Genomic DNA, 24,787 nt, shown 5'->3' on the forward strand with positions numbered 1-24,787 from the left:
GCTACGAAACAATCACGGAGCCGATACCCACGGCCACGGGAGAGTCGGAGTGTTGTCGTCCGGGTCGGGAGTGGTGGAGGAGCTACCCGTGCCGCCGGGGCGGTGCCGGTGTGTGGTGGTCGGCGACGGTGTGGTGGTCGTGGGCCCCTGGGTGACTCCGGTCGGTGTGGGACTCGGGGTCGCGCTCGGTGTGGTGGTCGTGGTCGGTGCCTCGGTGTATTCGTCGACTGTCGTCGGCTCCGGTGCGACCGTCACCGGCTCCGGTTCGGGCTCCGCGGGCGGCGGCGGGGGTGGGAGTGCCGGCAAGGTGGTGGTCGGCGGCTGAGTGCGTGCCTCGGCCCCGCCACTCGTCGGCGGGACCTGGCTGGTGGCATCGTCGCGCAGCACCATCGCCGCCGCGACTCCGCCGAGGAACAGTCCGACGAGGACCGCGGCCGCCGCGATCAGCCACGGGGTGCGGCGAGCTCGCGATGGATCCGCGGGGACAGGTTCGACCGGCGCCGCCATCGTGGCCGCGGCGGTCATCGCCTCGGGCTCCGATGCGCCGGGTGGCACCGGGATCGCCGCCGAATAGGCCTGCATGGTCGCGGCGGCGGCCGGGACCGCGGGTAGCACATCGGTGACCACCAGCGCGTTCTCGGCGCCGGCCGGATCGGGTGGCGTGGCGCCCGCGGGTGTCGACAGGACCGCGGCGAGGGCGGCTCGGGCGGCGTCGCGGGCGTGGCCGCGACCGTCCTCGGCGGCCGGCAGATCCCCCTCGTTCACCAGAACCACCGAACGCAGCCCCAGATAGTCCAGCGCCTCGCGCAGACCGCGGATGTATTCGGCCGGCCAGTCGGCGGGATGGGTGGCGTAGAACTCGGCCGGTCCGTTGAGATGGTCCGCGGCCAGGTTGATCAGGCAGAAGATGGCGGTCGCCAGCAGATCTTCGGCGCGGTACGCCTCGCCGGCGTCGACCGGGATCCCGGCCGGATCACCGATGGCCGAGACGAATCCGCGGATCGAATGGCTGTGCCCGGGGGGCGCCTGTCCGCCGAGGGCGGTGTCGCCGTCGTCGGACATGTGCAGCACCGACTCGCGAGTGATGTAGAAGGGCTCGGGCGTCTCCTCGGAATCGCCACCACCGGCGACGATCGCCGCGATACATTCGTCCTCGGCGATCCGCAGGCCCACCCCTGTGGCCATCCTCACTACCTCGCTTCGGTCTCTCGTGCGCGGGTCACTCGGCCGGCGAACCGTGTCCCATTGCGCGGAGCATCGACAATAACTCCGACCGTGAACCCGCCCCGATGCGACGCCGGATCCGCGCGACATGATGCTCCACGGTCTTGGCCGAGATGTACAGCCGGGACCCGATCTCGCGATAGGTCAGGCCGAGCAGGACCAACTCGGCGACCTCGCGCTCGCGGTCGCTGAGAACCGACGCGGCCGGTTCCGTACTCATTCCGCCGGAGACCCGCCGATCGGAGTGCGCGGGCGGGCGGGCGTCGGCGCGGATCGCGCGGGCGAGTTTCAGCAACGCGGTCGCGGTCGGGGGGTCCTCACAACCGAGGGCCGCTTCACTGGCGAGCCGGGCGGCATCCCAGACCAGTCCGATCGCGGCGAGCCGACGCGCCGCCGCGGTCACCTGTTCCGCGTCGATCTCACCGCGCAACACCATGACCCAGGTCCGGCCGGCGTCGGCGAGGATCGCGGCGTGTGGATCACCCTCCTGCGCAGCCGATTTCAGCCGGCCCGCCGGGGGCAGCAACTCGTCCGGCCGTTCGTGCGCGATGGCGGCCTGCAACTCGCACCAGTGGAAGATGTTCGCCCACGCGGGGGGATTTCCGGCGCGGTGCAACAGTTCCCGGGCCGCGTCGACCAGGCCGACGATGCGCTCCGGCTCGCCGAGACGGATCGCGGCGGCCCACAGTTCGCCGATCGGCAGCAGTGTCGGCAGGTCCACCTCGACCTCGTCGAACAGCGGTCGCGCGGCTTCCCAGGCCCGTGCCAGCAGGCCGGGGTCGCCGCCACGACGGACCAGGCCCACCGAAACACCGTGCGCCAGTAGCTGATCGCGCGGCGTCAGGGTGTGGGCCGCGAGGCCGGACAGGGTTTCGGTGGCCAGTTGCTCGTCACCGCCCAGCATCGCTGTCCACGCCGTGAGCACCCGGATGGCCGGGTCCCGCGGATTCGCGTCACGTAGCGCATCGGCGGCACGCCGGGGTTCACCCATGCTCAGGCACAGCAGCGTCGCCACCGTCACCGGCGCACACGGCAGTGTCGTCTCCACATCCGGGCCGGTGCGGGTGAGCTGGATGAGCGTGGCGGTCGCGGCGGTCGCGGCACTGCGGGAGCCGCCGATGATCGTCTGCTCCAGCGCGGTCGTGAAACGTTCGGTGCGGGAATTGATTTCGGTGGGCGGTGCCGGTGCGTCCGAGATCGCGGCCGCCCGTTCGATATCGCCGTGCAGGTAGTAGACGGCGGCAGCCGAACGGTCGGCGCCGGTCCGGGCCGGGCCCAGCCAGGAGTACAGCTGTGCGGCGCGATCGATGAATCCGCGGCGGGCGTGGATGTTCGCGCAGATCCGTACGGCCGCCGCCAGTTCCGCACCGTTCGCATCGGCGCGGGAGAGCACCGGCTCGGCCAGCCGCAGTGCGGCGGTGTCGTCGCCGGCCCGGACCGCCGCTGTCGCATGCGGTATCGCGACGGTCCGCGGATCGCACCCGGCGCCCACGGCCGCGTTGTAATAGCGGAATGCGTCATCACCCGCGCGTTCGGCCGCGGCGCGCAGGAATTCGGTGAGGCGATCGTCGCGCACACCGGAGTCCGCGAGTACCAGGGCGGTGTGATCGCGCAGCAGCCCGGATTCCAGCCGGACGGTGAGCAGTCGCCGCTGGATCGAGACGAAGCGCCGCTCGCCCACCAGGGTGCGCAGCGGTTCGACCGCCGGGGTGGGCAGGAGGTCGGCGTCGGTGACCAGGGCGCCGGCGCGGGCCCGATCGACGAGTCCGATCGCGGTGCGCTCGTCGACGGCGAGCACCTCGGCCACTTCGCCTGGATCGAGTCCGGCGCCGGTGGCGGCGACGGTCAGGACCTCCAGCAGCGTCGGCTCGGTGTCGTCGAGCAGTTGCCGCGCCCAATCGGCGACCGCCAGATCGACCGCTTCGATACCGCCGTCGAGGCGAGCGGCGCAGGCGGCCGTGAGCGCGGCCGTCACCCCGGCGGGTATCCCACCGGTGAGCAGATGGATGTGCTCGGTGATCGGACGCGGGACCGCCATCCCCAATTCCCGTGCGAACGGGTCGATCTCGGAGGGGCCGAGTGGACGCAGATCGAGTACCCGGCCGCGGCGGGACACCGCCTCGGTGAGGGCACGCAGCGCGAAGTCGTGCGGTTGCGGGCGAGTGGCGATGACCAGCATGCGCGGATCGGATTCCACCGCGCCGCACAGCTTTTCCAGCTCGAACTGGTCCAGGGTGTGCGCGTCGTCGACGACCACGGCGGATCGGGTACCCGGTGCGGCGGGCGTGGCCGTATCGTCCGAGCAGCCGATACCGCGGCGGCGCAGACTGTTACGGATCGCCGCGAGCAACGCCGACTTCCCCGTGCCACCGCGACCCCGGATCAGGTAGGCGAGCGTGTCCGGAGTATCGGAATCCAGCTCACGCAGGATTTCCCGGGCGCCGGGCCTGGCACCGAGTGCTATCGCGACATTTCCGACCACTGTCACCGATCCTCAATTGCCTTCGTGCGGCCGTATCTTGCCCGGCACCTGCAACACCGTCCCGACCGTGTTCCCCACCTGGTCCAGTCCGTTGTTCAGGGTGTTGCCGAGCCGGCTGCCGGGTGATGTACCGGACTGGGCGGGTGCCGTCGGGGATTGTGTGACCGGCGGCGGTGATTGTGCGGGTGGGGAATTCGGTGCGGGAGAGTTCGCCGCGGGCGCGGCCGGTGCCGGGGCATCCGGTTGATCAGGTGCCGGTGCGGCCACGCCGACGGGTGTGTTCGGTGCCGCGGTGCCCGGCCCCGGGGCATTCGACGCGGGTGCCGCGGAGGCCGGGGCGGCAACGGTGTTCGCGCCGGTGTCCGCGTGGACGGCTCCGGTGGTGTTCGCCGCGACGTTCTCCGCCACGGCCGGGCTCGCCGAATCCGCCGCAGCGGCACGGACCGTCGATGTGGTGGCCGCGGGCGATGTGGCCGAGGTCGGCGCGGGAGCACCGGTGGTGCCGAGGGCGAGAGTTCCGGTGGCGAGGACGCCCACCGCGAGCGCGGCACCGGCGAGGAACAGGACTCGGCGGCGGCCGCCGGAACTCGTCCGCATCGCGGATTCGGCGGGTGGTGGCTCGATGGTGCCGCGACCTCCGAGCGCCGCGAGGGCGACCGTATCGATCTTGTCGGAACTGATCGGTGGTGCGGGGGTTCCCGCTGCCGTCCTCGTCGGTCCGCCGGCGGCGGTGCGGGATTCGGTCAGCAGATCCGCGGCGAGCAGTACCGCGCCACGGGTACTCAGTGAAACCGGGTCGTCGATCGGTGCGAGCGGCGCGGTGAATTCGGCGGAGATCAGTTCGGTCAGCAGACCGATCGACGCACCGCCGCCGGTGAGCAGGATGCGCCCGATCTTGTCGCTGCCGACTCCCGCGCGCCGGGCCACCTCGTGCACCAGGCCCACGGAATCTGTCATCGGACCGCGTAGCAGTTCCTCCACCTCGTCGCGCACCAGGCGCACATCGCGGGCGATGCCGGCCAAGCGGACCTGGATCGTTGTCGCGGTATTGCGGGAAAGGTGGTGTTTGGCGGCGGCACAACGGTTCCGCAGAATCGATAATTCACGCTCCACGACCGGGTCGAAGGGATCGAAATCCCGTTCCCCCACAACATTTGCCAAGACGTAGCGCATGATCGACAAGTCGAATTCCGTGCCCGAGATCTCGGTGGAACGGACGCAGTCGACCAGCAGTCCCGGACCGGCCCCCGTACGCACCACCGAGACCGTCGTGCCGCTCGCGCCGAGGTCGTGCACGACCACCACGGTGTCGTCCGGTACGGCGGCGCCGGCCTGCAAACGACGCAGTGCGGCGAGCGGTTCGGGTACCAGCACGACGGATTCGGACCCGGCCCGCGCGAGGGCCTGCCGCTGGGATTCGACGGCACCCGCCGACCACCACGCGGGAACGGTGGCGACCGTGGACACCGGGGAGAAATCGGCTACCACCTGGTTGATCGTCTCCGCGACCAGATCCGCGGCGGCAACGGTCGATCCGTCGGGCAGCAGAATTCCGACGGGGTCGCCCACACGGGTGAGTAAATTCTCCGACAATTCCGGCACCGGTGGCAGGCGCTGCCGGCCGATGTGGACCGAGACGTCCTCCGGGTGGGCGCCCGCGCTCGCGGATCCGGTCGCCGCAATGGTGCGCGACGAGCCGACGGTGATGCCGAGCGTCTGCCCCTGAGTCATTCCAGAACCCCTGTCTTCGGAAATTCGCGGCCGGCACGACCTATTCCACTGTCGGTTGCCGCGGCGCGGTCGTTACCGCATATTCGGCATGTTCGGGGAAATTCCCCTAATGCCTCCCCAGGTGCCCCGATTCCCCGATCGGTCGCCTTTGTCGAAATGGGGGGATTCGCCCCGATTCCCGTAACGCCCGGGGTTCTTAGCGTGAATGGTAATTCGACTGCCGCGGATCACTCGAGATCCGCCGATCCAGGAGGCGATCCGCGATGACCCCCAACGCCATTCTCGAGTTCATTCTCGGACTGCTGCGTGACCACGAGGCTGCCGTCGGTTACTGCGCCAATCCCACCGAATCGTTGTGCGCGGCGGGGCTCACCGCGGTGACGCCCGAGGACATCGCCGCTGTCGCACCGATGGTCGCCGAATCCGCACTGGTCAGTGGTGGTTCGCAACTGGCCGCCATCGTGGCGGCGGGCGGTGGTGCGGCCGCGACCACGGAGGCGAATCTCGGCACCGGTGCCGCGCTCGGCGCGGGCACCGGGATCGAGGCCGGAACCGGAGTGGATCTGGGGGCCGGCCTGGGACTCGGCGCGAACGCCGGACTCGGCGGTGAGCTGGGCGGCGGCCTCGACGCCGCCGCCGCGGTGGGTGCGGGACTCGAAGCCGGCCTGACCGCCGGTTTCGGCGCACTCACCGGAGTCGCGGTCGGTCTCGGCGGTGCCCTCTCCGGGTCGGGACAGACCGGCGCCGACCTCGGACTCACCGCCGAAATCCAGGGCGCCGCCGAGACTGTCACCGCCGCCGGCGCGGATCTGGCCAACGGAATTGGAAGCGGAATCAGCGCGGCGACAACAGATTTGGCCGACGCATCGGCTGGTCTGGCCGCAGGCGTCTCGGGATTGAGCGCGGAACTGAACGGTGCGCTGGGTGGTGCGGCCGCGGCCGGAGCGAACCTCGGCGCGGAGTTGAGTGGTGCATCGGGTGGGGTGGCGCAGGCTGGTGCGGAATTGGGTGGCGCGCTCGGTGCTGCGGTGCAAGCCGGTGCGAACCTGGGCGGTGCATTGGGTGGGGCGGCCCTGGGTGGCGCGCTCGGTACGGCGGCTGCTGCCGGAGCCGGGGCGGACGCGGCGCTCGATGGTGCGGTAGCGGCGGGCGCAACGTTCAGCGGTGCGGTGACCGGAGCGGCCGATGCCGCAGCAGGTCTCGGTACGGACCTGTCGGGAGCCGCCGGTGCCGCAACCGGGCTGGAAACGGGACTCGGTGGTGCTCCGGGCAACCTCGGTTCGGGTCTGGGTGGTGCCGTGTCCGGTGCGGCCGATGCCGGGCTGGGTACCTCGCTGGACGCCGGGGCCCAGACCGGACTCGGGGCCGTTGCTCAGACGGGTGCCGAGCTCGGCTCCGCCCTGACCGGCGCCGCCGGTGCCGGGCTCGGCGGTGTGGGGGCGGGATTCGTAGGTGTGACGAATCCCGGTGCGGGGCTGCAGACTTCGCTGTCCGGTGTGGACAGTGCCGGTGCGCATGGTGGGGCGACGGGGCTCGAGACCGGGCTTTCCGCCGCAGCGCAGAGTGGGCTCGCAGGTGGATTGCAGGGCGGAACCGAACTCTCCGGCACCGCCGTCGCCGGTGTGCAGAGCACGGGTGACTTGGCGACTTCACTGTCCGGTACCGCGGATTCGGCGGTGCACACGGGGACCGATGCGTCCTCGGCACTGTCGATGCCGTCCGCCGGGTTGCATGGCGGCGTGGATGTTTCGGGCACGGCGGGCGGGGATCTCGGATCCGCCTCGAGTGCCACGCACGCGGTGCCCGACTCGGGGTCGCCGCTCAGCGGCGCCTGGTCGGGTGTGGATGTATCGCATGCCTTCGGATCAGGCGTCGGGGCCGATCTGTCCGGAGCCTTCGGCGGGACCGGCAGCGGTATCGACAGCGCACTGTCCGCCGGCGGCCACAGCGCTCTCGGCGGTGGGATCGACACTGCCGGACACACCGATGCGGGCCTGTTCGGCGACACCACCGGTCATGTCACCACGGTCACCGACGCCCATGCCGTCGGCGATGTCGCCGGTGGACTCCTGCACTGATCCGGTTTCGGAAAAGATTGGCTGGCAACGGATATGAATGGTCTCGCAGTGGGTGAAACGTCCGTCCCGGCGACGCCGCTGTCGCGGATCCTCGCCGAAACCATCGCCGCCGCGCGTGCCGCGGATCGTGACGATCTCGTCGGCCGGCTCGATGCGCTGGCCGATCGGGTCCGCGATCCACGCCGTCGGATCGTGGTGGCGGGCCTGGGGAATCAGGGCAAGAGCCGGTTCGTCAACGCCATGCTGAATCTCGATATCAGCCCGGTCGGTGACGACGCGACGACCGCGGTGCCGATGGTGCTCGGCCACGGTGCGCGGCCGCGCGCCGAACTCGTGATCGCCGTACCAGGCGATGACCGTGATCTGCGGCGAATTTCGGTGCCGCTCAACGAGATCCACACCACAACGACGCGATCCGGCCGGGTGGTGCGGGTGGAGATCGAGTTGCCGAATCCGCTACTGGCCGACGGCATCGTCGTCATCGATACGCCGCCGGTCGGTGGGCACGCGACGGCGGCCTCCGCCGCGGTCCTGGCTCTCGCTCCGGCTGCCGACGCGGTGCTGGTCGTTTCCGACGCCTCCACCGAACTGACCGAACCCGAGGTGGAATTCCTGCGGCAGGTGCGCGAACTGTGCCCGGCCGTGGCACTGATCCTCAGCAAGATCGATCTGTACCCGCACTGGCGCCGGGTGCTGGATGCGGATCGATCACATCTGGAGCGCAATCACCTGCCGGTGCCGCTGATTCCGGTTTCGGCACTGCTGCGCGATCACGCCATGCGCCTGCAGGATCAGCAGCTGGGCCGGGAGTCCGGCTTCGGCCTCCTGTTCGACTTCCTGACCGAGCAGGTGGTGGCCCGGGACGAGGCCGCCGCCCGGCGCGCGGTGGCCCTCGACATCTGCGCCGCCGCACAACATCTGGCCCTGGCACTGAGCAGTGAACTGGTGACCCTGCGCGATCCCGAACGTGGCGCCGCGGCCATCCGCGCGCTGCGAATCGCCAAGGCGCAAGCCGAGGACCTGCATCGCCGTACCGCGGCGTGGCAGCAGACCCTCGGTGACGGTGTCACCGATCTGGCCGGCGACATCGATCACGATCTGCGAGATCGATTGCGCGTCATCGCCAGAACGGCCGAGGACTGGATCGACGAGAACGATCCGGCGCGTCGCTGGGACAGTCTGGAACAGTGGCTGACCCAGACCACCGACACCGCCATCGGCGACAATCTGCTCTGGACTCACCATCGCGCCGTTCATCTGGCCGAGCGGGTCGCCGAGCATTTTCTCGAATTCGGCGCGGTCGACCTGCCTTCGGTGCGATCCGCTGCGGCCGTGGACGATTCGCGAGTCGCCGCGGTGACCCTGGCCGATCTCGAGCCCGATCTCGGCGTCGGACACAAATTGCTGGTCGGACTGCGCGGTTCCTACGGCGGCATGGTGATGGTCGGTCTCGTCAGTACGGTCGCCGGGCTCGCCTTGATCAACCCGGTCTCGCTGGGGGCAGGAGTATTACTGGGCAGCAAGGCATTTCGTGACGATCAGCGCGAGCGCCTGACCCGCCGCCGGAGCGAGGCGAAAGTGGCGGTCCGTCGCCATCTCGACGATGTGAGTTTCGAAGCGAGTAAGCAGTCCCGTGACCGGCTGCACCGAATTCATCGCATCCTGCGCGATCACTTCACCGGTATCGCCGACCGCAGCCTGCGCTCGATCAACGATTCGCTGCAGGCGGCCCAGGACGCGGCCGGGGTGGAGACCGCGCAGCGCAACCGGCGCGACGCGGAGTTGGAACGGCAACTGCGGGTGGTCGCCGAATTGCGCCGCTACGGCGATGCGATGCTGTCCGAGGCGCCGGCGTCCTGATTCGCCCGATGTCGTCCCCGACCGGTTCTGCCCGCACGCTCGGGTACCGTGACCAGGTGAGTTACCAGATCGGCGGGCGTGCGCCGGGCATCGCCGACGAGGCGCGCGGGCTGGTCGCGGCGGCGCGCGCGGCCTTCGCACGTGGTTCGAATCCGGCCGTACTGCTGGGTGAGTGCGCGCATCGCCTCGAACAACCGTTGCGGGTGGCACTGGCCGGGCAGCTCAAGGCCGGTAAATCCACCCTGTTGAATGCCCTGGTCGGCCAGGACATCGCTCCGACGGATGCGACCGAGTGCACCCGGATGGTGACGTGGTACCGCCACGGTCCGGCGCCCCGGGTCACCGCGGCGGCGGGTGATGGCGCGCGGGCCGATGTCGCGGTGCGCCGCACTCCCGGTTCCGGTGGTCTGCCCGGTGCGCACGGCCTGAGTTTCGATCTGTCCGCACTGCGCTGGGATACCGCGGGTGCGCACGAACTCGGTCATCTGGAGGTGTGCTGGCCGGCCGCCACCCTGGAGCGAACCACCATCATCGACACCCCGGGCACTTCCTCGCTGTCGCACGAGGTCTCGATGCGCACGTCCCGCTTGCTCGCACCCGATTCGGATGCGGGGCCGCCGGTTCCCGAGGCCGACGCGGTGGTGTACCTGCTGCGCCGTCTCGACGCCGCCGATATCGGTTTTCTGGAGCAGCTCGCCGCCACCCATGCCGAATCCGCGGGGCGGCAGGCCGGGTCGGGACCGCTGGGCGTGATCGGTGTCGTGTCGCGGGCGGACGAGATCGGCGCCGGGCGGATCGACGCACTCCATTCCGCCCGCGACGTATCATCGCGTTTCGCCGCCGAATTGGAGCGAACCGGCCTGTGCCAGGCGGTGATTCCGGTGGCCGGGCTGCTGGCATTCGCGGCCGCGACACTGCGGCAGCGCGAATTCGACGCGTTCGAGAACCTGGCCGGTGTGCCGGTGGACGAGCTGAGCACGGCCCTGCTGTCGGCCGATCGCTTCGCGCATCCGGATCCGCGCCTGCCGGTCCCGGCCGACCTGCGTGCCCATCTCGCGGCTCGGTTCGGCCTGTTCGGCATTCGGATGGCGGTCATGCTGATCCGGCTCGGCGTGCGCGACTCGTCCACGCTGGCAGCGGAATTGACGCAGCGCAGCGGTGTGGACGAATTGCGTTCGGTGCTGGAGGTGCAGTTCGCTCAGCGCGCCGATCAGCTGAAGGCGCATTCGGCACTGACCGCGGTGGCCCGAATCGTGGCCGCGCATCCGGGAACCCGCGCCGACGAGTTGTTACCACCCATCCACAGGCTGTTGGCGGATGTGCACGGATTCGCGGAGCTTCGATTACTCGGCCGGTTGCGCACCGAGGAGCTACCGCTGTCCCCGGATGATCTGGCCGAACTGCACCGATTGATCGGAGGCACCGGGATCGCGGCCCATCTGCGACTCGGTCTACCGGCCGATGCGACGCCCGATGCCGTCCGTGCCCGGGCCGTCGCTGCTGTGCACAAGTGGCGGGCAAGGGCCCGCCACCCCCTGGCCGATCAGCTCACCGGCACTGCCTGCCTGACCGCCGCTCGCAGCGCGGAAGGTCTGGTCGCGTCCACCGCCGGAGATGCGTGAGGCACATCACATCGAGCGCCTGTCACAGCGGTCGGGAACGGGTGTCCAACCGGATGTAAGCACCGACGAAGACAGTCGGCACCCACGATCCGAGGACGACACCATGCCCACCATCACGACACTCGATTCCTTCATGACCTATCGCGATACCGGTGCGGGTTCGGTCCCGGTGGTCCTGCTCCACGGCAATCCGACCTCGTCCCATCTGTGGCGCAATGTGATTCCGCACATCGATCCGCTGACCCGGGTGCTGGCGCCCGATCTGATCGGGATGGGTGAGTCCGGGAAACCCGACAGCCCCTATCGGTTCGCCGACCATGCCCGCTATCTCGAAGCCTGGTTCGACGGGCTGGGACTGGACGAGGTGATCCTGGTCGGCCACGACTGGGGTGGGGCGCTCGCCATGGACTGGGCGGCCCGGCACGGCGATCGGGTGCGCGGGGTCGCGGTGCTGGAGACATTCCTGCGGCCGCTGCGCTGGTCGGAGATGCCGGAACAGGGACGGGAACTGTTCCGCCGCTTCCGCTCGCCGGAGGGCGAGCGGATGATCCTGCAGGACAACATGTTCATCGAGTTCAACCTTCCGTTCGGTGCGAAGAGCCTCACTCCGGCCGACCTCGACGTCTACCGGGCGCCCTACCCGACGCCGGAGTCCCGTCTGCCGATGCTGGTGTGGCCCCGGGAGATCCCCTTCGACGGCGAACCGGCCGACGTCGCGGCGGTGATGGCGGACTACGGCCACTGGATGGCGGCCAGTGCGGATGTCCCCAAGCTGGTCCTGGCTGTGGACAACGGTGTGGGGATGGGCGGGCAAGCCGCGATCGAGTGGGCGCGGCGCACCTTCGCCGCGGCCGAGGTCGCCGGCATCGGTCCCGCCGGACATCACGCACCGGAGGATCGGCCCGATGCGATCGGATCCGCGATCGCCGAGTGGGTGAACCGCCATGGCCTCGCTGCACCCCGTCCCCGGGAGGTTGTGCAGAACTCCCGATGACCTGTGTGGTTGCGCGATCCGGGTGATCGCCGGACGATCGGTCGATGACAGTCGATCCGCCGGATGAACGCTCTCGGGAAATCGCCCTGGTGGATCGCGCCGTGGCGGGGGACCGCGGCGCGATCACCGAGGTGGTGCGCATTCTGCAGGATCCGCTGTACCGCTTGGCCTTACGGATGGTCGGGCGGCCCGTCGACGCCGAGGACGCGGTGCAGGAGATCCTGCTGCGGGTGGTCGGCAATCTGGCGAGCTGGCGTGGCGAGGCGCGGCTCACCACTTGGGCGTATCGCGTCGGGGTGAACCATCTGCTGAATCTGCGGCGGCGCAGCGCACAGGAGACGGCGCAGCTGGATCTGGACCGTTTCGGCGCGAATCTGCTGGACGGCCTCGCGGCCGAGGACTATCGGGGCCCGGAGGCCACGCTGCTCACCCACGAGGTGCGGCTGAACTGCAGTCAGGCGATGCTGCAGTGTCTGGGACGAGACGAGCGCATCGCCTTCGTCCTCGCCGATGTCTTCGAACTGACCTCGGCGGAGGCGGCCTGGATCCTCGACATCGGCGCCGCGACGTATCGGAAGCGGCTGGAGCGAGCCAGAGCCCGGCTCGGCAACTTCCTGAACGCGACCTGCGGCGTGGTGAACCCCGCCGCCGGATGCCGTTGCGCCCGCCGGGTTCCGGCCGCGCTCGCCCTCGGACGGGTCGATGCGAAACGCCCCGCGCTGGCAGCGCATCCGATCGTGGCCGGTGGTCGCGACGCGGTGCGCGCCGAACAGCAGATGGTCCGGCTGCACGATGCCGCATCGGTGTTCCGGGCCCATCCGGACTACGCGCTGCCGCCGGCGCGACTCGCGGCCATCGCGAAACTGCTGAGCTCCGGGCGGTTTCCGCTGCTGGATCGGTGACGGGTCACACCTCGATCAGCGCACTGCCCGGGTCGATGAGGATCTTCGCGTGTTGCTCCGGACTGCCCAGGGCGGTGAAGGCATTGTCCACACCGCCCAGCCCCACGGTTCCGGTGATCAGCGGTGCGGGGTCGACCTTGCCGTCGGCGATCATGTGCAGGGTGTCGCGGAACTCGCCCGGGTCGTAGCCGAAGGCGAAGCGCAGTTCGATCTCCTTGTTGATCGCCATCGCGGGCCGGAACCGATCGACCTCCATGCACACCCCGACGACCACGATGCGGGTGGAAGGCGGTGCGGCGGTGAGGAGTTGGTCGATGATGCCGGGTACGCCGACGCATTCGAAAACGACCGGCCCGGTCGGCGCGGCATCGAGGGTGTGCGCGATGCGGAACAGATACCACCAGGGCAGTGCCGGAATGCCGCGCAATCGCGCCATCGCGTCGAAACCCAGGTTCAGGACATCGGTGACATCGGAGATCCGGCTCTTGGCCGGATCGGCCTGCCACGGTGATTCGAGTGCCGGATCGACCACGACGTTGGCGCCGCACAGGCGGGCCAGCTCGCGCCGCCGTGGTGAGAAATCACTGGCGACAATGTTTTTCACTCCGGACGCGCGCAGCATGCTGATCACCGCGAGGCCGATCGGACCGCAGCCGACGACGAAGGCCGTCTGCTTACGCCCCACCCGGCCCTTGCGCACCGCATGCCAGGCCACCGCCATCGGTTCGGTCAGCGCGGCATGTTCGGTGGACAGCCCGTTCGGTACCGGGAAGGTCATCGACTCCTGGACGATCACCTGCTCGGCGTAACCACCGGGTGCGGCCTGCGACAGGCCGGTCAACTCCGGCTCACGTCCGTTGCGGATGATCGGCAACGCCACCACCCGGGTGCCCGGCGCCCAGCGCTTGCGGCAGCGGGGGCCGTATTCGGCGATCTCCCCGCAGAATTCGTGCCCCAGCACCACGCGTTCGTTCGATCGCATGAAATTGTGGTAGCCGGTCGCGGCGGCCAGGTCGGCGAGATCGTCGCAGTGCAGACGCGCGTGCAGATCCGATCCGCAGATCCCGCAGCGCGTGACCGAGAGCAGCACCTGCCCCGGTCCGGGCTTCGGCGTCGGAACATCGGCGACTTCCAGCTTGCCCTCGGAGCACACCACGGCCTTCATATCCGAACGGTACCGCGCGGTCGGGCCCCGTAACCACGAGTTCGGCGGGGCGAATGTGTCCGTTTTCACGCCCGTCGCCGGGAGCCGGGCGCCCGTCCGGCGTCGATGCCCGAATGTCGTCGCGACACAGCGGAATCCGGGTTGCCGGACGGTGACGGGTGGGCGACCGATATGCGGCCGGTGGCCGTCGATATGTCGCCAACGGGTCGGAACCTGCCGACGCAGGTCACCGACGTTCTACCATTCAGAAGTGAATTCCAGTTCGTCCCGAATGTCGGAAGCATCGAAGGCCGCCGGGAGTATGCGGGCTCGCGACATGGATCGCGTACGGGCCCGGACGTTGCTGGATGCCGCGTACGAGGAGGGACAGCTCGGCGCCGACGAATATCACGATCGATCCGATCGGGCCGAGGCCGCGGCAACGATCGGTGTGCTGCGGGGGCTGGTGGGGGATCTGCAGACTCCGGACGGGAGCGCGGGATGGTCGGAGCCACCGCGGCCGAATCCGGCGAACCGGATCGGGCGCTACCCGGATCGCATCCGGGCCCGCGATGAGGATCGGGCGCTCACCTGCCGTGCGCTGGACACCGCTCTGGCCGACGGTCAGCTGTCGGCCGAGGAACACCGGACGCGCACCGAACTGACGGCCGCGGCCACGACACTGGGCGATCTGGCCGGACTGACCGAAGACCTCCAGAAACCGGCCGCCGCGCCCATCGATCCACGGTCGCGGACGCGGCCCGGGACACTGTGGCTCGCGGGTGCGGTGGTGGTGGTCACGGTGGCCGCCGCGGTGGCCGGTTTCCGGCTGACGCACCGACCCGCACCACCCGCTCCGGTGGCGGCCCCGGTCGGACAGGTCGTGCACCCGCTGGTGTTCGAGACGCCCGATCTGACCACCGCCGCTGGGTTCGAGAAGTTCCGCGGTGATTACCAGGCGAAGTTCGGCGACACCACGGTCGACAGATTGCTGTTGTATCCCGAGAACGCCTCGGTCGATCGCACCTCGGTGGCGCAGCCCAATCGGGTCGCCGGCTTCGACTACTGGGGTGGTTTCATGACTTCGAGCAAGCCGACCTCGCGCACCGCCGATGATCCGATATTCGATCTGGCCACGGTGAATTCGTCCGCCCTGGGCGAGTGGATCGGCCGCGCCGTCCCGATGCTGAAGGTCGACGGCGGCACGGTGAGCCACATCAGTATGGAATACGACAGCATCACCGAGGTGCCGACGATCGACATCTTCGTCCGTAACGAGTTCAACGAGAGCGGATTCCTCCAGATCACTCCTGCCGGAGATCCGATCCGCACAGTTCCCTTCGGCGATTAGGCGCGGCTGATGGCAATCGACGATTCGACCCCTGCTGCCGCGTTCCGCCGGACCGGGTCCGCCGACAGCGGTCTGCGTGTTCGCGATACGGACCGCGTCGACGCGTGCGCGCTCCTGGACGCCGCCCGCGACGACGGGCAACTGACCGAGGCCGAGCACGGCACCCGGACGGCGGCCGCGATGCGGGCACGCACCTTCGCCGATCTCGAAACCGTCATCGGGGATCTGCAGATACCGGCCAATCTGGTCGATTCTCCCGTGGTGCGCCCGGCCCGGCGACGCCGTGCGCGCCGATGGGTGCTCGCCGCCGTGCCGGTGGTGGTCGCGGGTCTGATCGGAATGCTGTGCGGATGGACGAGCAGTGCGGACGGTCCGGCCGCCGGGAAGAAGCTGCCGGATATGACGACCGCGGCGGGGATCGAATCCTTCCTCGGCGCCTATCGCGAACATTTCGGTGATCTGCTCGCCGACGAGATCACCCTGCATCCCGACAGCGCCTCGGTCCATCGGCCGGGCGACGGTGATCGGTCGAAGTCCGAAAGATTCTCCTACAGGGGAAAATTCGATCACTGGGTCACCACCACCCGGGAGCCGGAGCTCGAGCCGATCGACCTCGGCAAGATCGACATTCCCAAGCTGGCCGCTCTGGTGGCCGGTGCGCCGCGGACGGTCGGCGCGCCGCAGGCGCCGGTCACCCATCTCGCCATCGAACGCTCCACTCGCGGGTACGACAAGGTGGCGGCGGTGACCATCTATACGGCGGGCCCGCACGTCGGATATCTGACGGTCGGCCTCGACGGTGAGCCGCTCCACATCTCCATGGCCACGCGGTAGGCGGCCCGCGATCCTCTCGCCCGCCCGTGTTTTCCGTGGTTCCCGCGGGGTAGAACGGAACCGGAGCGATCGTCGGACCCACGAAGGCAGGTGGCGGGATGAGTGCGGGTGATACGAGAATCGCGCGGGAGCTGCTCGAGCGGGCCGGAACCACCTATGCCGCCGAGGCCGGTATCGCACTCGCGGACAAACCGGCTCCGCTGTTCCAATTGCTCATGCTGGCCCAATTGCTCAGCACCCGTATCTCCGCGCACATCGCGGTCGGTGCCGCCCGCGAGCTGATCTCGACCGGCTACCGCACCGCACAGCGCGTCGCCGATGCCGACTGGCAGGAACTGGTCGACGCGCTGGGGCGCGGCCACTACCGCCGCTACGACGAATCCACCGCGACGCGGCTGGGTGAGAACGCCGCGATGATCCTCGATCGATACCACGGTGACCTGCGCGGACTGGTCGGCGAATCGGGTCGCGATCCGATCCGGCTGGCCGAATCGCTGCAGCGGTTCCACGGCATCGGGCCGACGGGCGCCGACATCTTCCTGCGTGAAGTGCAGGATGTCTGGACCTGGTTGCGCCCGCATTTCGACGAACGGGCCCGCCGGGGCGCCGCAGTGCTCCACCTGTCCGGAGATCCGCGGCGGCTCGACCGCCTCAGCCGTTCGGGCCACGATGCCGAACTGGCCGCCGCGCTGGTGCGGGTGAGCCTGGACAAGGATCTGGCCGAGCGGGTGCTCGCGGCGGCCGGTTGATCCGAACGCTCGATTGTGCCGCGTAACCGCAGGTGGTCAGGGTTCCGTGGCGCTTTTCGATATCGCGAGCCGTCCGCACGCGGCCGATTCCGGAAATTTTCTGCCGGGCCGGGAATGAACCTCCCGCCCCGCTCGTTGAGCTGATCAACGCAAGGTTGAGCGAAACTGACTCAAGTCTCTGGTTGACTCCGAGTGGATCGGAGTGCAGGATTGAGCCGACCACGCTCAGTGTTGCTGAGAACCGTGCTCCGTGCGGTGCGAGGGCGAGGTCCTTGCACCAACCACAGTTACATCACCTAGGAGGAATCAACATGGCTCGTGCGGTCGGTATCGACCTCGGGACCACGAACTCGGTCATCGCTGTCCTGGAAGGCGGTGAGCCGGTCGTCGTCGCCAACTCGGAAGGTTCGCGCACCACCCCCTCGGTCGTCGCGTTCGCCAAGAACGGTGAAGTTCTCGTCGGGCAGCCGGCGAAGAACCAGGCGGTCACCAACGTCGATCGCACCATCCGGTCCGTCAAGCGCCACATGGGCGAGGACTGGCATGTGGAGATCGACGACAAGAAGTACACGGCGCAGGAGATCAGCGCGCGCACGCTCATGAAGCTCAAGCGCGACGCCGAGGCCTATCTGGGCGAGGAGATCACCGACGCGGTGATCACCGTGCCCGCCTACTTCGAGGACGCGCAGCGTCAGGCCACCAAGGAGGCCGGACAGGTCGCGGGCCTCAACGTCCTGCGCATCGTCAACGAGCCGACCGCGGCCGCGCTGGCCTACGGCCTGGACAAGGGCGACAAAGAGCAGACCATCCTGGTCTTCGACCTCGGTGGCGGCACCTTCGACGTCTCGCTGCTGGAAATCGGCGAGGGCGTCGTCGAGGTCCGTGCCACCTCCGGTGACAACCACCTCGGTGGCGACGACTGGGACAACCGGATCGTCACCTGGCTGGTCGACAAGTTCAAGGCCAGCTCGGGCATCGACCTGACCAAGGACAAGATGGCCCTGCAGCGTCTGCGCGAGGCTGCCGAGAAGGCGAAGATCGAACTGTCGTCGAGCCAGTCGACCTCGATCAACCTGCCCTACATCACCGTCGACGCGGACAAGAACCCGCTGTTCCTCGACGAGCAGCTGACCCGCTCGGAGTTCCAGAAGATCACCTCCGATCTGCTGGACCGCACCCGCGCGCCGTTCCAGTCGGTGATCAAGGACGCCGGTATCTCGGTCAAGGACATCGATCACGTTGTGCTCGTGGGTGGTTCGACCCGTATGCCCGCGGTCACCGAACTGGTCAAGGAACTGACCGGTGGCCAGGAGCCCAACAAGGGCGTGAATCCTGACGAAGTGGTCGCGGTCGGCGCCGCCCTGCAGGCCGGTGTGCTCAAGGGCGAGGTCAAGGACGTCCTGCTGCTCGATGTGACCCCGCTGTCGCTGGGTATCGAGACCAAGGGTGGCGTGATGACCAAGCTCATCGAGCGCAACACCACCATCCCCACCAAGCGGTCGGAGACCTTCACCACCGCCGACGACAATCAGCCGTCGGTGCAGATCCAGGTCTTCCAGGGTGAGCGCGAAATCGCTTCGCACAACAAGCTGCTCGGCTCCTTCGAGCTCACCGGTATCCCGCCGGCCCCGCGTGGCGTGCCGCAGATCGAGGTCACCTTCGACATCGACGCCAACGGCATCGTCCACGTCACCGCCAAGGACAAGGGCACCGGCAAGGAGAACACGATCAAGATCCAGGACGGCTCCGGTCTGTCCAAGGAGGAGATCGACCGGATGGTGAAGGATGCCGAGGCGCACGCCGCCGAGGACAAGACCCGTCGCGAGGAGGCGGAGACCCGCAACCAGGCCGAGTCGCTGGTTCACCAGACCGAGAAGTTCATCGCCGACAACACCGACAAGGTGCCCGCCGATATCAAGGAGAAGGTCGAAGCGGCCATCGCCGAGGCCAAGCAGGCGTTGCAGGGCAGCGATATCGCCGCGGTGAAGTCCGCGGTGGAGAAGCTGGCCACCGAGTCGCAGGCCCTGGGCCAGGCGATCTACGACGCCTCCGCAGCCGAGGGCGCGGCGGCCGGTAACGGTGCCGAGGGCGCTCCCGGCGCCGATGCCGATGACACCGTGGTCGACGCCGAGGTCGTGGAAGAGCCGGAGAAGAAGTGACCGAACAGAACCCGAAAGAGGAGCCGGTCACCATCGTCGACAACCGAAAGATCGACCAGGACGGGAACCCGCAGGGTGATGTGAAGGAGGCCGCGGCGGAGTCCGCCGCGGCCGCCGCCGAGGTCCCCGTCGGCGGTGCCGAGGCCGAATTGGCCGAGCGCACCGCGGATCTGCAGCGATTGACCGCCGAATACGCCAACTATCGCCGCCGCAGCGATCGCGACCGCAAGGTCGCCATCGATTCGGCGAAGGCCGCGGTGGTCACCGAATTGCTCGGTGTACTCGACGATCTGGACCGGGCCCGTGCCCACGGCGATCTCGAGTCCGGACCGCTGAAGTCGGTCGCGGACAAGCTCGCCGATGCGCTGACCAAACAGGGTCTCGAGGAATTCGGTGTCGAGGGTGAACCTTTCGACCCGACCCTGCACGAGGCCGTGCAGCACGAGGGCGAGGGCCACAACCCGGTGATCGGTGTGGTCATGCGCAAGGGCTACCGCCTCGGTGACCGCGTCCTGCGTCATGCGCTGGTCGGTGTCACCGATGGGGTGGCGGATCTGGCGTCGGCATCGGACACTACGAATACCGGCCGCGATGCCGACGGTGCCGAGTAATACACAGCCGCGGGCTGTGCCGCACGACGGCATGAAAGGAGGAGATGCCCGGTGAATCGGGAGTGGTTGGAAAAGGACTTCTACAAAGAGCTGGGTATTTCCTCCAGCGCGTCCTCCGATGAGATCAAGAAGGCCTACCGCAAGCTGGCCCGGGATCTGCATCCGGACAAGAATCCGGGAGATACCAAGGCCGAGGAGCGTTTCAAGGCGGTCAGCGAGGCGCACGCCGTGCTGTCCGATCCGGAGAAGCGCAAGGAGTACGACGAGGCTCGGCGGTTGTTCGCCAGCGGCGGTTTCGGCCGCGGCGGCTACGCCCCGGGCGGCGGGTACACCGGCGGTGGCGGATTCTCTCAGGAGTTCAACCTCGGTGACATCTTCGGAGGTGCACAGGCCGGAGCGGGTGACGGTGGTCTGGGAGACATCCTGGGCGGCTTGTTCAATCGGGGTGGTACCCGGACCACATCGCGACCGCGCCGCGGCAGCGATGTGGAGACCGAGACGACTCTCGGCTTCCGTGAGGCGGCCCAGGGCGTCACCGTGCCGCTGCGGATGACCAGTCCGTCACCGTGCACCACCTGTCACGGCAGTGGTGCCAAGCCGGGCACCAGCCCGCGAGTGTGCCCGCACTGCAACGGAAGTGGTGTGATCAGCCGTAACCAGGGCGCGTTCGGGTTCAGCGAACCCTGTGACGACTGCCGTGGAACCGGCTCGATCATCGACGATCCGTGCGCCGACTGCCATGGCACCGGTGTCCAGAATCGGACCCGCACCATCACCGTTCGTATCCCGCCCGGGGTGCGCGACGGTCAGCGGATCCGGTTGGCCGGACAGGGCGAAGCCGGCCTGCGGGGTGCACCGGCGGGCGATCTGTTCGTCAGCGTGCACGTCAGTCAGGACAAGGTCTTCGGCCGCAACGGCGATGATCTGACCCTGGTGCTGCCGGTCAGCTACAGCGAATTGGTGCTGGGTACAACGGTTTCGGTGCCTACACTGGAAGGTAGAGTCGGAGTGAAGGTGCCTCCGGGCACCGCCGACGGCCGGACGTTGCGGGTGCGTGGGCGCGGTGTGCCCAAGCGCGGTGGCGGTGCCGGTGACCTCCTGGTCACGGTGAAGGTCGCGGTACCGCAGAAGCTGGACGACGAAGCCGCCGAGGCGCTACGGCAGTACGCGGAGGCGGAGAAGGTCGGCGGGTTCGACCCGCGTGCCGGTTGGGCAGGTGCGTAATGAACGGTGATCCGAAGAGCCGGGCAACCGGCACCGAGTACTTCATGATCTCGGTGGCGGCTCAGCTGGCGGGGATGCACGCGCAGACGTTGCGGACCTACGACCGGCTGGGACTCGTGACGCCGCAACGTACCTCGGGCGGCGGCCGGCGCTATTCGTCCCGGGACGTCGAGCTGCTGCGTGAGGTGCAGCGGCTGTCCCAGGACGAGGGCGTCAACCTGGCCGGAATCAAACGGATCATCGAACTGACCAACCAGGTCGAGGCATTACAGCAGCGGGTGGGTGAATTGGCCGCCGAGGTCGAGACCCTGCGGGCGGGTCACCGTCCCGCTCCGCCGCAACGCAGTACCGCACTGGTGGTGTGGCAGCCGCGCAACAAACGGCGGTAGCGACCACACGAATACGCTCTGCGACAGCGCCCCCGGATTTCCGGGGGCGCTGTTCGTCGTGGTGGGGGCTCGGCAAGCCGGCGTCGGGGTCCGGTCGTCGTGCCGCTGTGCGAGCGGGTCGCCGCGATCCGCGGCGTCGGTCATCTACCGCCGTGGTCGGGAATCTGCGGGTGGTCGTGGTCCCGATATCGTTGCACCGCACCGCAGCGCAGTACCGCAGTGGCGGTGCGCCAGCCGCATGTGATGTATCTCTCTCCATGTCACACCCTGTGCCCGGTTCCCGTCGACAGAGCAGAACATTTCAGCCAGCGAGAAAGTATGTGATGAAGCGCTTCACCTTCGCATCGACGTGCCTGACGGCCGCGATGCTCGTCCTCGGCCCACCAGCAGTTGCGATGGCCGATCCGGTCGCGGATTCCGTACGCGACGTCGTCACCGAAGATGGCTGGCAGGTACGAATCGGCAAAGTCGAGGAAAATATCGATCGCGTTCCCAATTTGGCCGAATCGCCGTTCACCAGAGAGGGCTTCGTCCGGGTCAAGGCAGTTGCCGACATCACCGGTCAGGGGCGGATCCCGGTCGATGCCGCCACCATGGCAGTGGGTTATCAGATCGGGTGCCAAGTTGATGTGTCGAACGGTGTATCCGTCGGCCTGTCCGCTGCGATCGGACCGAACGTCGGTATTTCCGTGGGTGGGGTCAGCGTCGGGGCGAGCGCGCTGGCGATTCCGAATGTGTCGTTCACGCCCAAACCGGGTGTGATCACCACCGTGCCGCTGGCGACCAAACAGCTCAATGGCGAACATGCCTCGATCACCGTCGAGCAGGTACAGATCAAGGTCGATGCGTGCTTGGGGCCGGTGAGTCTGCGCTCCTACGCGTCGGTGTCGACCTCGACCGCCGATGCCGATCACTCGATGACCGTGTACGGCGACCCGATCTGGTTGTGAGATATGCGGACAACGATTTTCTCCGTCCTGGCGCTCGCGCTGAGCCTCCCCGCACTCCCGGTCGCCACAGCGGCGGCCGATCCGGCGCAACCCCCCGGAAATTGCTCCGGCACACAACCATCCGACCGATCGAACTGCCCGGCGCCTTCTGCCGGAGGTGGTAACAATTCATCGCCCATGCCGCTGCAGATGCTCGCGCCACCATCGCGTCAGTCGGGCGGTTCCGCCCCGCGGGACCGGGCCGGAGCCCTGACTCCACCCCCGCTCGAGCCGCCCGCGCCGCGTCATCGGCCGATCGTGTCGTAGTCGAGGAAGCTGTGGCCGGACGACATGCGATGTCGGCGGCCACGGCTCTCAGAAGCCGTCGAAACGGATTGCCTCCGCCGGGGTTCCGGTGTTCACCAGCCGGTCCAGCGTCGCCTGGGTCATCCCCGGTGAACCGCAGATCAGTACCTGGTGATGCAACAGCGGCCCCATGTCCCCGATCACATCGGCCAGGGTGCCCTCCATCATCTCCTCGGCCTGGAAACCGATGTCGACGCGGCAGCTCTCGTACCACTGGTCGGGCCAGTTCGGATCGAATGCGCTCTCCACGACGGGAATCACGGTGAGCCAGGGCATTTCACCGGCGAGCAGGTACAGCATGTCGGAGGCGTAGAGATCGCGCGGGGTGCGTCCGCCGACGAAGAGATGGGTGCGCGGTGGTTGCGGCCGGCGCGACAGCTCCAGCAGCAGCGAGCGCATCGGCGCCAGACCCGTTCCGCCGGCGATCATCACGAGGTCGGTGGTGTGCTCGTCCACGGTCAGGAAACCGGCGGGATTGCTGATCCGCCACTCGTCCCCGGGCCGGGTGTCGCCGACGATCGATCCGCTGCACCAGCCGCCGGGCACGGTCCGGACATGGAATTCGAGTTTGCCGTCCAGTGAGGGCGGCAGTGCGGGCGAGAGTCGGCGGCGCATGTTCGGATGCTGCGGAATCTGTACATCCACCGATTGCCCGGCCTCGAACGGGACGAACTCACCGATCAGGCGGACCACCGCGAGGTCGTGGCGCAGCCGGTGATGGCCGACCACCGTCGACGACCACTCGGTGGGCGCATCGAGCCGGATCTCCCCGGTCTGGTCCGGTCCCAACGTCACCATGCCTCCTCTGATTCGCACATCGGGCGCTCGGCCCGAAACCCCTTGCACCGGCGTGGGTTCCGCACCCGGCGCACCTCACCAAGGTACGCCGTGCCGATGTGGTTTGCCTACCGGTTGCCGCATCTCGCACCCGTTATACGGGGTCGGTCATGATCACATGCTCGGGCGTGCCGACCGCGAGCAGCGCCCGCTTGGTGTCGGCGATCATCCGGGCCGAGCCCGCGATCTGGATCTGCCGATCCGACCACGATCCGAAACTCGCCACCAGCGCGCCCAGATTGCCGATCAGCCGGCGGTGCATGCCGTACGGCGGATCGGCCGGTGGATGCGGATGCCAATACGGATTGGATTCGCTCTCGCAGACCGGCACCACCGTCAGCCAGGGATTGCTCAGCGACAGCTGCCACATGTTCTCGACATCGTAGAGATCGCACGGATAGCGGCCGCCGATGAAGAAGTGCACCCGCGGATTGACGCCGCGCCGGCCCATGTCGATCAGCTGGGCGCGCAGGGGCGCGATCCCGGTCCCGGCGCCGATCATCAGCACATCGCGGCCGGATTCGGTGTCGACGTGCAGACCGCCGAGCGGTGCGGCGATCTGCCAGGTGTCACCGGCCTGGGTCTCGGCCACGATGCCGGGACTGACCCAGCCGCCGCGCACCGCGCGGATGTGGAATTCGATCTCCCCGTAGGGATTCGTCGGAATGGCCGGGGACAGGTACCGCCACATCTTCGGCCGCTGCGGAACGCACACCGGCACGTACTGGCCGGCCTGATAGGGAATCGGTTCCTCGGACTGCAGGCGCACGATCGACAGATCGTCGAGCACCCGGCGGTGGCCGACCACCTTCGCCTCCCAATAGGGTTGCGAGGTATCGGAATTGGCGCCGATGGCCATCGATGCCGAGACCAGGATGGCGATATCGCGCCAGCCCGACTCCAGTTCGCGTGTCCACAGCGGCCCGTTGTAGCTGTGGAAGGCGGCGAGAAGTGCGCGGCCGGCGGCATCGTAATGATCGGTCTCGACCCCGTATTTGCGGTGGTCGAGGGCCAGCTGCTCCAGGAATCGCTGGGCCCGGTCCCAATTCTCCAGATGGTCGAGCACGAACTGGATGGCCGAGACCACCCGCTTCGGCTGCATGTCCATCGTGGGTGGGAACAGATCGCGCAGCCCGGGGGCCTCCGCGAAGAGATGACTGTAAAACGCGCTGATCAATCGCTCGGGCCCGGTGGGGGCCTCGGTGATCGACCGGAAGTTTGCGCGGACCAGCGCTGCCGAACGCGCATCCACGACGTCGAGCTCCCTTTCCTCGATGTGATCCGACAACGGTGCCGCCGGG

General features: G+C 68.4%; 19 protein-coding genes. 13 read left to right on the forward strand and 6 right to left on the reverse strand.

Annotated features, from left to right (window positions below; all coding sequences use genetic code 11):
• Positions 1-12 precede the first annotated feature (12 nt).
• From AB0L57_RS08465 to AB0L57_RS08475, 3 genes are read right to left on the reverse strand one after another with little or no spacing between them, the layout of a single operon-like run.
• A complete protein-coding gene (locus AB0L57_RS08465) occupies positions 13-1,185 on the reverse strand; it encodes a hypothetical protein (protein ID WP_364958962.1) in 1,173 nt (390 codons plus the stop codon).
• A 34-nt stretch (positions 1,186-1,219) separates the two neighbouring features.
• On the reverse strand, positions 1,220-3,712 hold the full coding sequence (locus AB0L57_RS08470) for a LuxR C-terminal-related transcriptional regulator (protein ID WP_364958963.1): 2,493 nt from the start codon (positions 3,710-3,712) through the stop codon (positions 1,220-1,222).
• Between the two features lie 6 nt (positions 3,713-3,718).
• On the reverse strand, positions 3,719-5,437 hold the full coding sequence (locus AB0L57_RS08475) for an Hsp70 family protein (protein ID WP_364958965.1): 1,719 nt from the start codon (positions 5,435-5,437) through the stop codon (positions 3,719-3,721).
• Between the two features lie 263 nt (positions 5,438-5,700).
• Between AB0L57_RS08475 and AB0L57_RS08480 the strand changes: the two genes are divergently transcribed.
• The 5 genes from AB0L57_RS08480 (at position 5,701) to AB0L57_RS08500 (ending at position 12,893) form a co-directional block, all read left to right on the forward strand.
• Positions 5,701-7,515, forward strand: a complete 1,815-nt coding sequence (locus tag AB0L57_RS08480; protein WP_364958967.1) for an IniB N-terminal domain-containing protein — start codon at positions 5,701-5,703, stop codon at positions 7,513-7,515.
• Between the two features lie 33 nt (positions 7,516-7,548).
• Complete coding sequence (locus tag AB0L57_RS08485) at positions 7,549-9,375, forward strand: dynamin family protein (protein ID WP_364958969.1); 1,827 nt, start codon at positions 7,549-7,551, stop codon at positions 9,373-9,375.
• A 56-nt stretch (positions 9,376-9,431) separates the two neighbouring features.
• On the forward strand, positions 9,432-10,997 hold the full coding sequence (locus AB0L57_RS08490; protein WP_364958971.1) for a dynamin family protein: 1,566 nt from the start codon (positions 9,432-9,434) through the stop codon (positions 10,995-10,997).
• A gap of 103 nt (positions 10,998-11,100) precedes the next feature.
• Complete coding sequence (locus AB0L57_RS08495; protein ID WP_364958973.1) at positions 11,101-11,991, forward strand: haloalkane dehalogenase; 891 nt, start codon at positions 11,101-11,103, stop codon at positions 11,989-11,991.
• A 44-nt stretch (positions 11,992-12,035) separates the two neighbouring features.
• A complete protein-coding gene (locus AB0L57_RS08500) occupies positions 12,036-12,893 on the forward strand; it encodes an RNA polymerase sigma factor (protein ID WP_364958975.1) in 858 nt (285 codons plus the stop codon).
• Positions 12,894-12,897: 4 nt separating this feature from the next.
• Here AB0L57_RS08500 and AB0L57_RS08505 read toward each other — a convergent pair whose 3' ends face one another.
• Positions 12,898-14,058: a zinc-binding dehydrogenase gene (locus AB0L57_RS08505; RefSeq protein ID WP_364958977.1), complete on the reverse strand. Its 1,161-nt coding sequence runs from the start codon at positions 14,056-14,058 to the stop codon at positions 12,898-12,900.
• Positions 14,059-14,308: 250 nt separating this feature from the next.
• Between AB0L57_RS08505 and AB0L57_RS08510 the strand changes: the two genes are divergently transcribed.
• The 8 genes from AB0L57_RS08510 (at position 14,309) to AB0L57_RS08545 (ending at position 22,304) form a co-directional block, all read left to right on the forward strand.
• Positions 14,309-15,388: a DUF1707 domain-containing protein gene (locus AB0L57_RS08510; RefSeq protein ID WP_364958979.1), complete on the forward strand. Its 1,080-nt coding sequence runs from the start codon at positions 14,309-14,311 to the stop codon at positions 15,386-15,388.
• Between the two features lie 9 nt (positions 15,389-15,397).
• Complete coding sequence (locus AB0L57_RS08515) at positions 15,398-16,222, forward strand: DUF1707 domain-containing protein (protein ID WP_364958981.1); 825 nt, start codon at positions 15,398-15,400, stop codon at positions 16,220-16,222.
• A 98-nt stretch (positions 16,223-16,320) separates the two neighbouring features.
• The gene (locus AB0L57_RS08520; RefSeq protein ID WP_364958982.1) at positions 16,321-16,971 is read left to right on the forward strand and encodes an endonuclease; all 651 of its coding nucleotides are present in this window, start codon (positions 16,321-16,323) and stop codon (positions 16,969-16,971) included.
• A gap of 311 nt (positions 16,972-17,282) precedes the next feature.
• A complete protein-coding gene (gene dnaK, locus AB0L57_RS08525; protein ID WP_364958984.1) occupies positions 17,283-19,130 on the forward strand; it encodes a molecular chaperone DnaK in 1,848 nt (615 codons plus the stop codon).
• Positions 19,127-19,741 carry a nucleotide exchange factor GrpE gene (gene grpE, locus AB0L57_RS08530; protein WP_364958986.1) on the forward strand — a complete coding sequence of 205 codons (615 nt, stop codon included), beginning with the start codon at positions 19,127-19,129 and terminating at the stop codon, positions 19,739-19,741. Before dnaK ends, grpE begins: the two co-directional genes overlap by 4 nt.
• 51 nt (positions 19,742-19,792) lie before the next feature.
• Positions 19,793-20,965 (forward strand): molecular chaperone DnaJ, encoded by a 1,173-nt coding sequence (dnaJ, locus tag AB0L57_RS08535; RefSeq protein ID WP_364958988.1) that lies wholly within the window; start codon positions 19,793-19,795, stop codon positions 20,963-20,965.
• Entirely contained in the window at positions 20,965-21,354 is a 390-nt protein-coding gene (locus AB0L57_RS08540) for a helix-turn-helix transcriptional regulator (protein WP_364958990.1), read from the forward strand. The genes dnaJ and AB0L57_RS08540 overlap by 1 nt, the downstream gene beginning before the upstream one ends.
• Positions 21,355-21,524: 170 nt before the next feature.
• Positions 21,525-22,304 (forward strand): MspA family porin, encoded by a 780-nt coding sequence (locus tag AB0L57_RS08545; protein WP_364958992.1) that lies wholly within the window; start codon positions 21,525-21,527, stop codon positions 22,302-22,304.
• A 354-nt stretch (positions 22,305-22,658) separates the two neighbouring features.
• On the opposite strand, the gene AB0L57_RS08550 is transcribed toward AB0L57_RS08545, so the two are convergent.
• Together AB0L57_RS08550 and AB0L57_RS08555 are read right to left on the reverse strand one after the other, a co-directional pair.
• The gene (locus AB0L57_RS08550; protein ID WP_364958993.1) at positions 22,659-23,444 is read right to left on the reverse strand and encodes an FAD-binding oxidoreductase; all 786 of its coding nucleotides are present in this window, start codon (positions 23,442-23,444) and stop codon (positions 22,659-22,661) included.
• Between the two features lie 136 nt (positions 23,445-23,580).
• A complete protein-coding gene (locus AB0L57_RS08555; protein WP_364958995.1) occupies positions 23,581-24,738 on the reverse strand; it encodes an FAD-binding oxidoreductase in 1,158 nt (385 codons plus the stop codon).
• Positions 24,739-24,787: the final 49 nt, after the last annotated feature.

Origin of the sequence: Nocardia sp. NPDC052254 (assembly GCF_040679495.1) — a bacterium.
In the GTDB taxonomy this organism is placed as follows: Bacteria; Actinomycetota; Actinomycetes; order Mycobacteriales; family Mycobacteriaceae; genus Nocardia.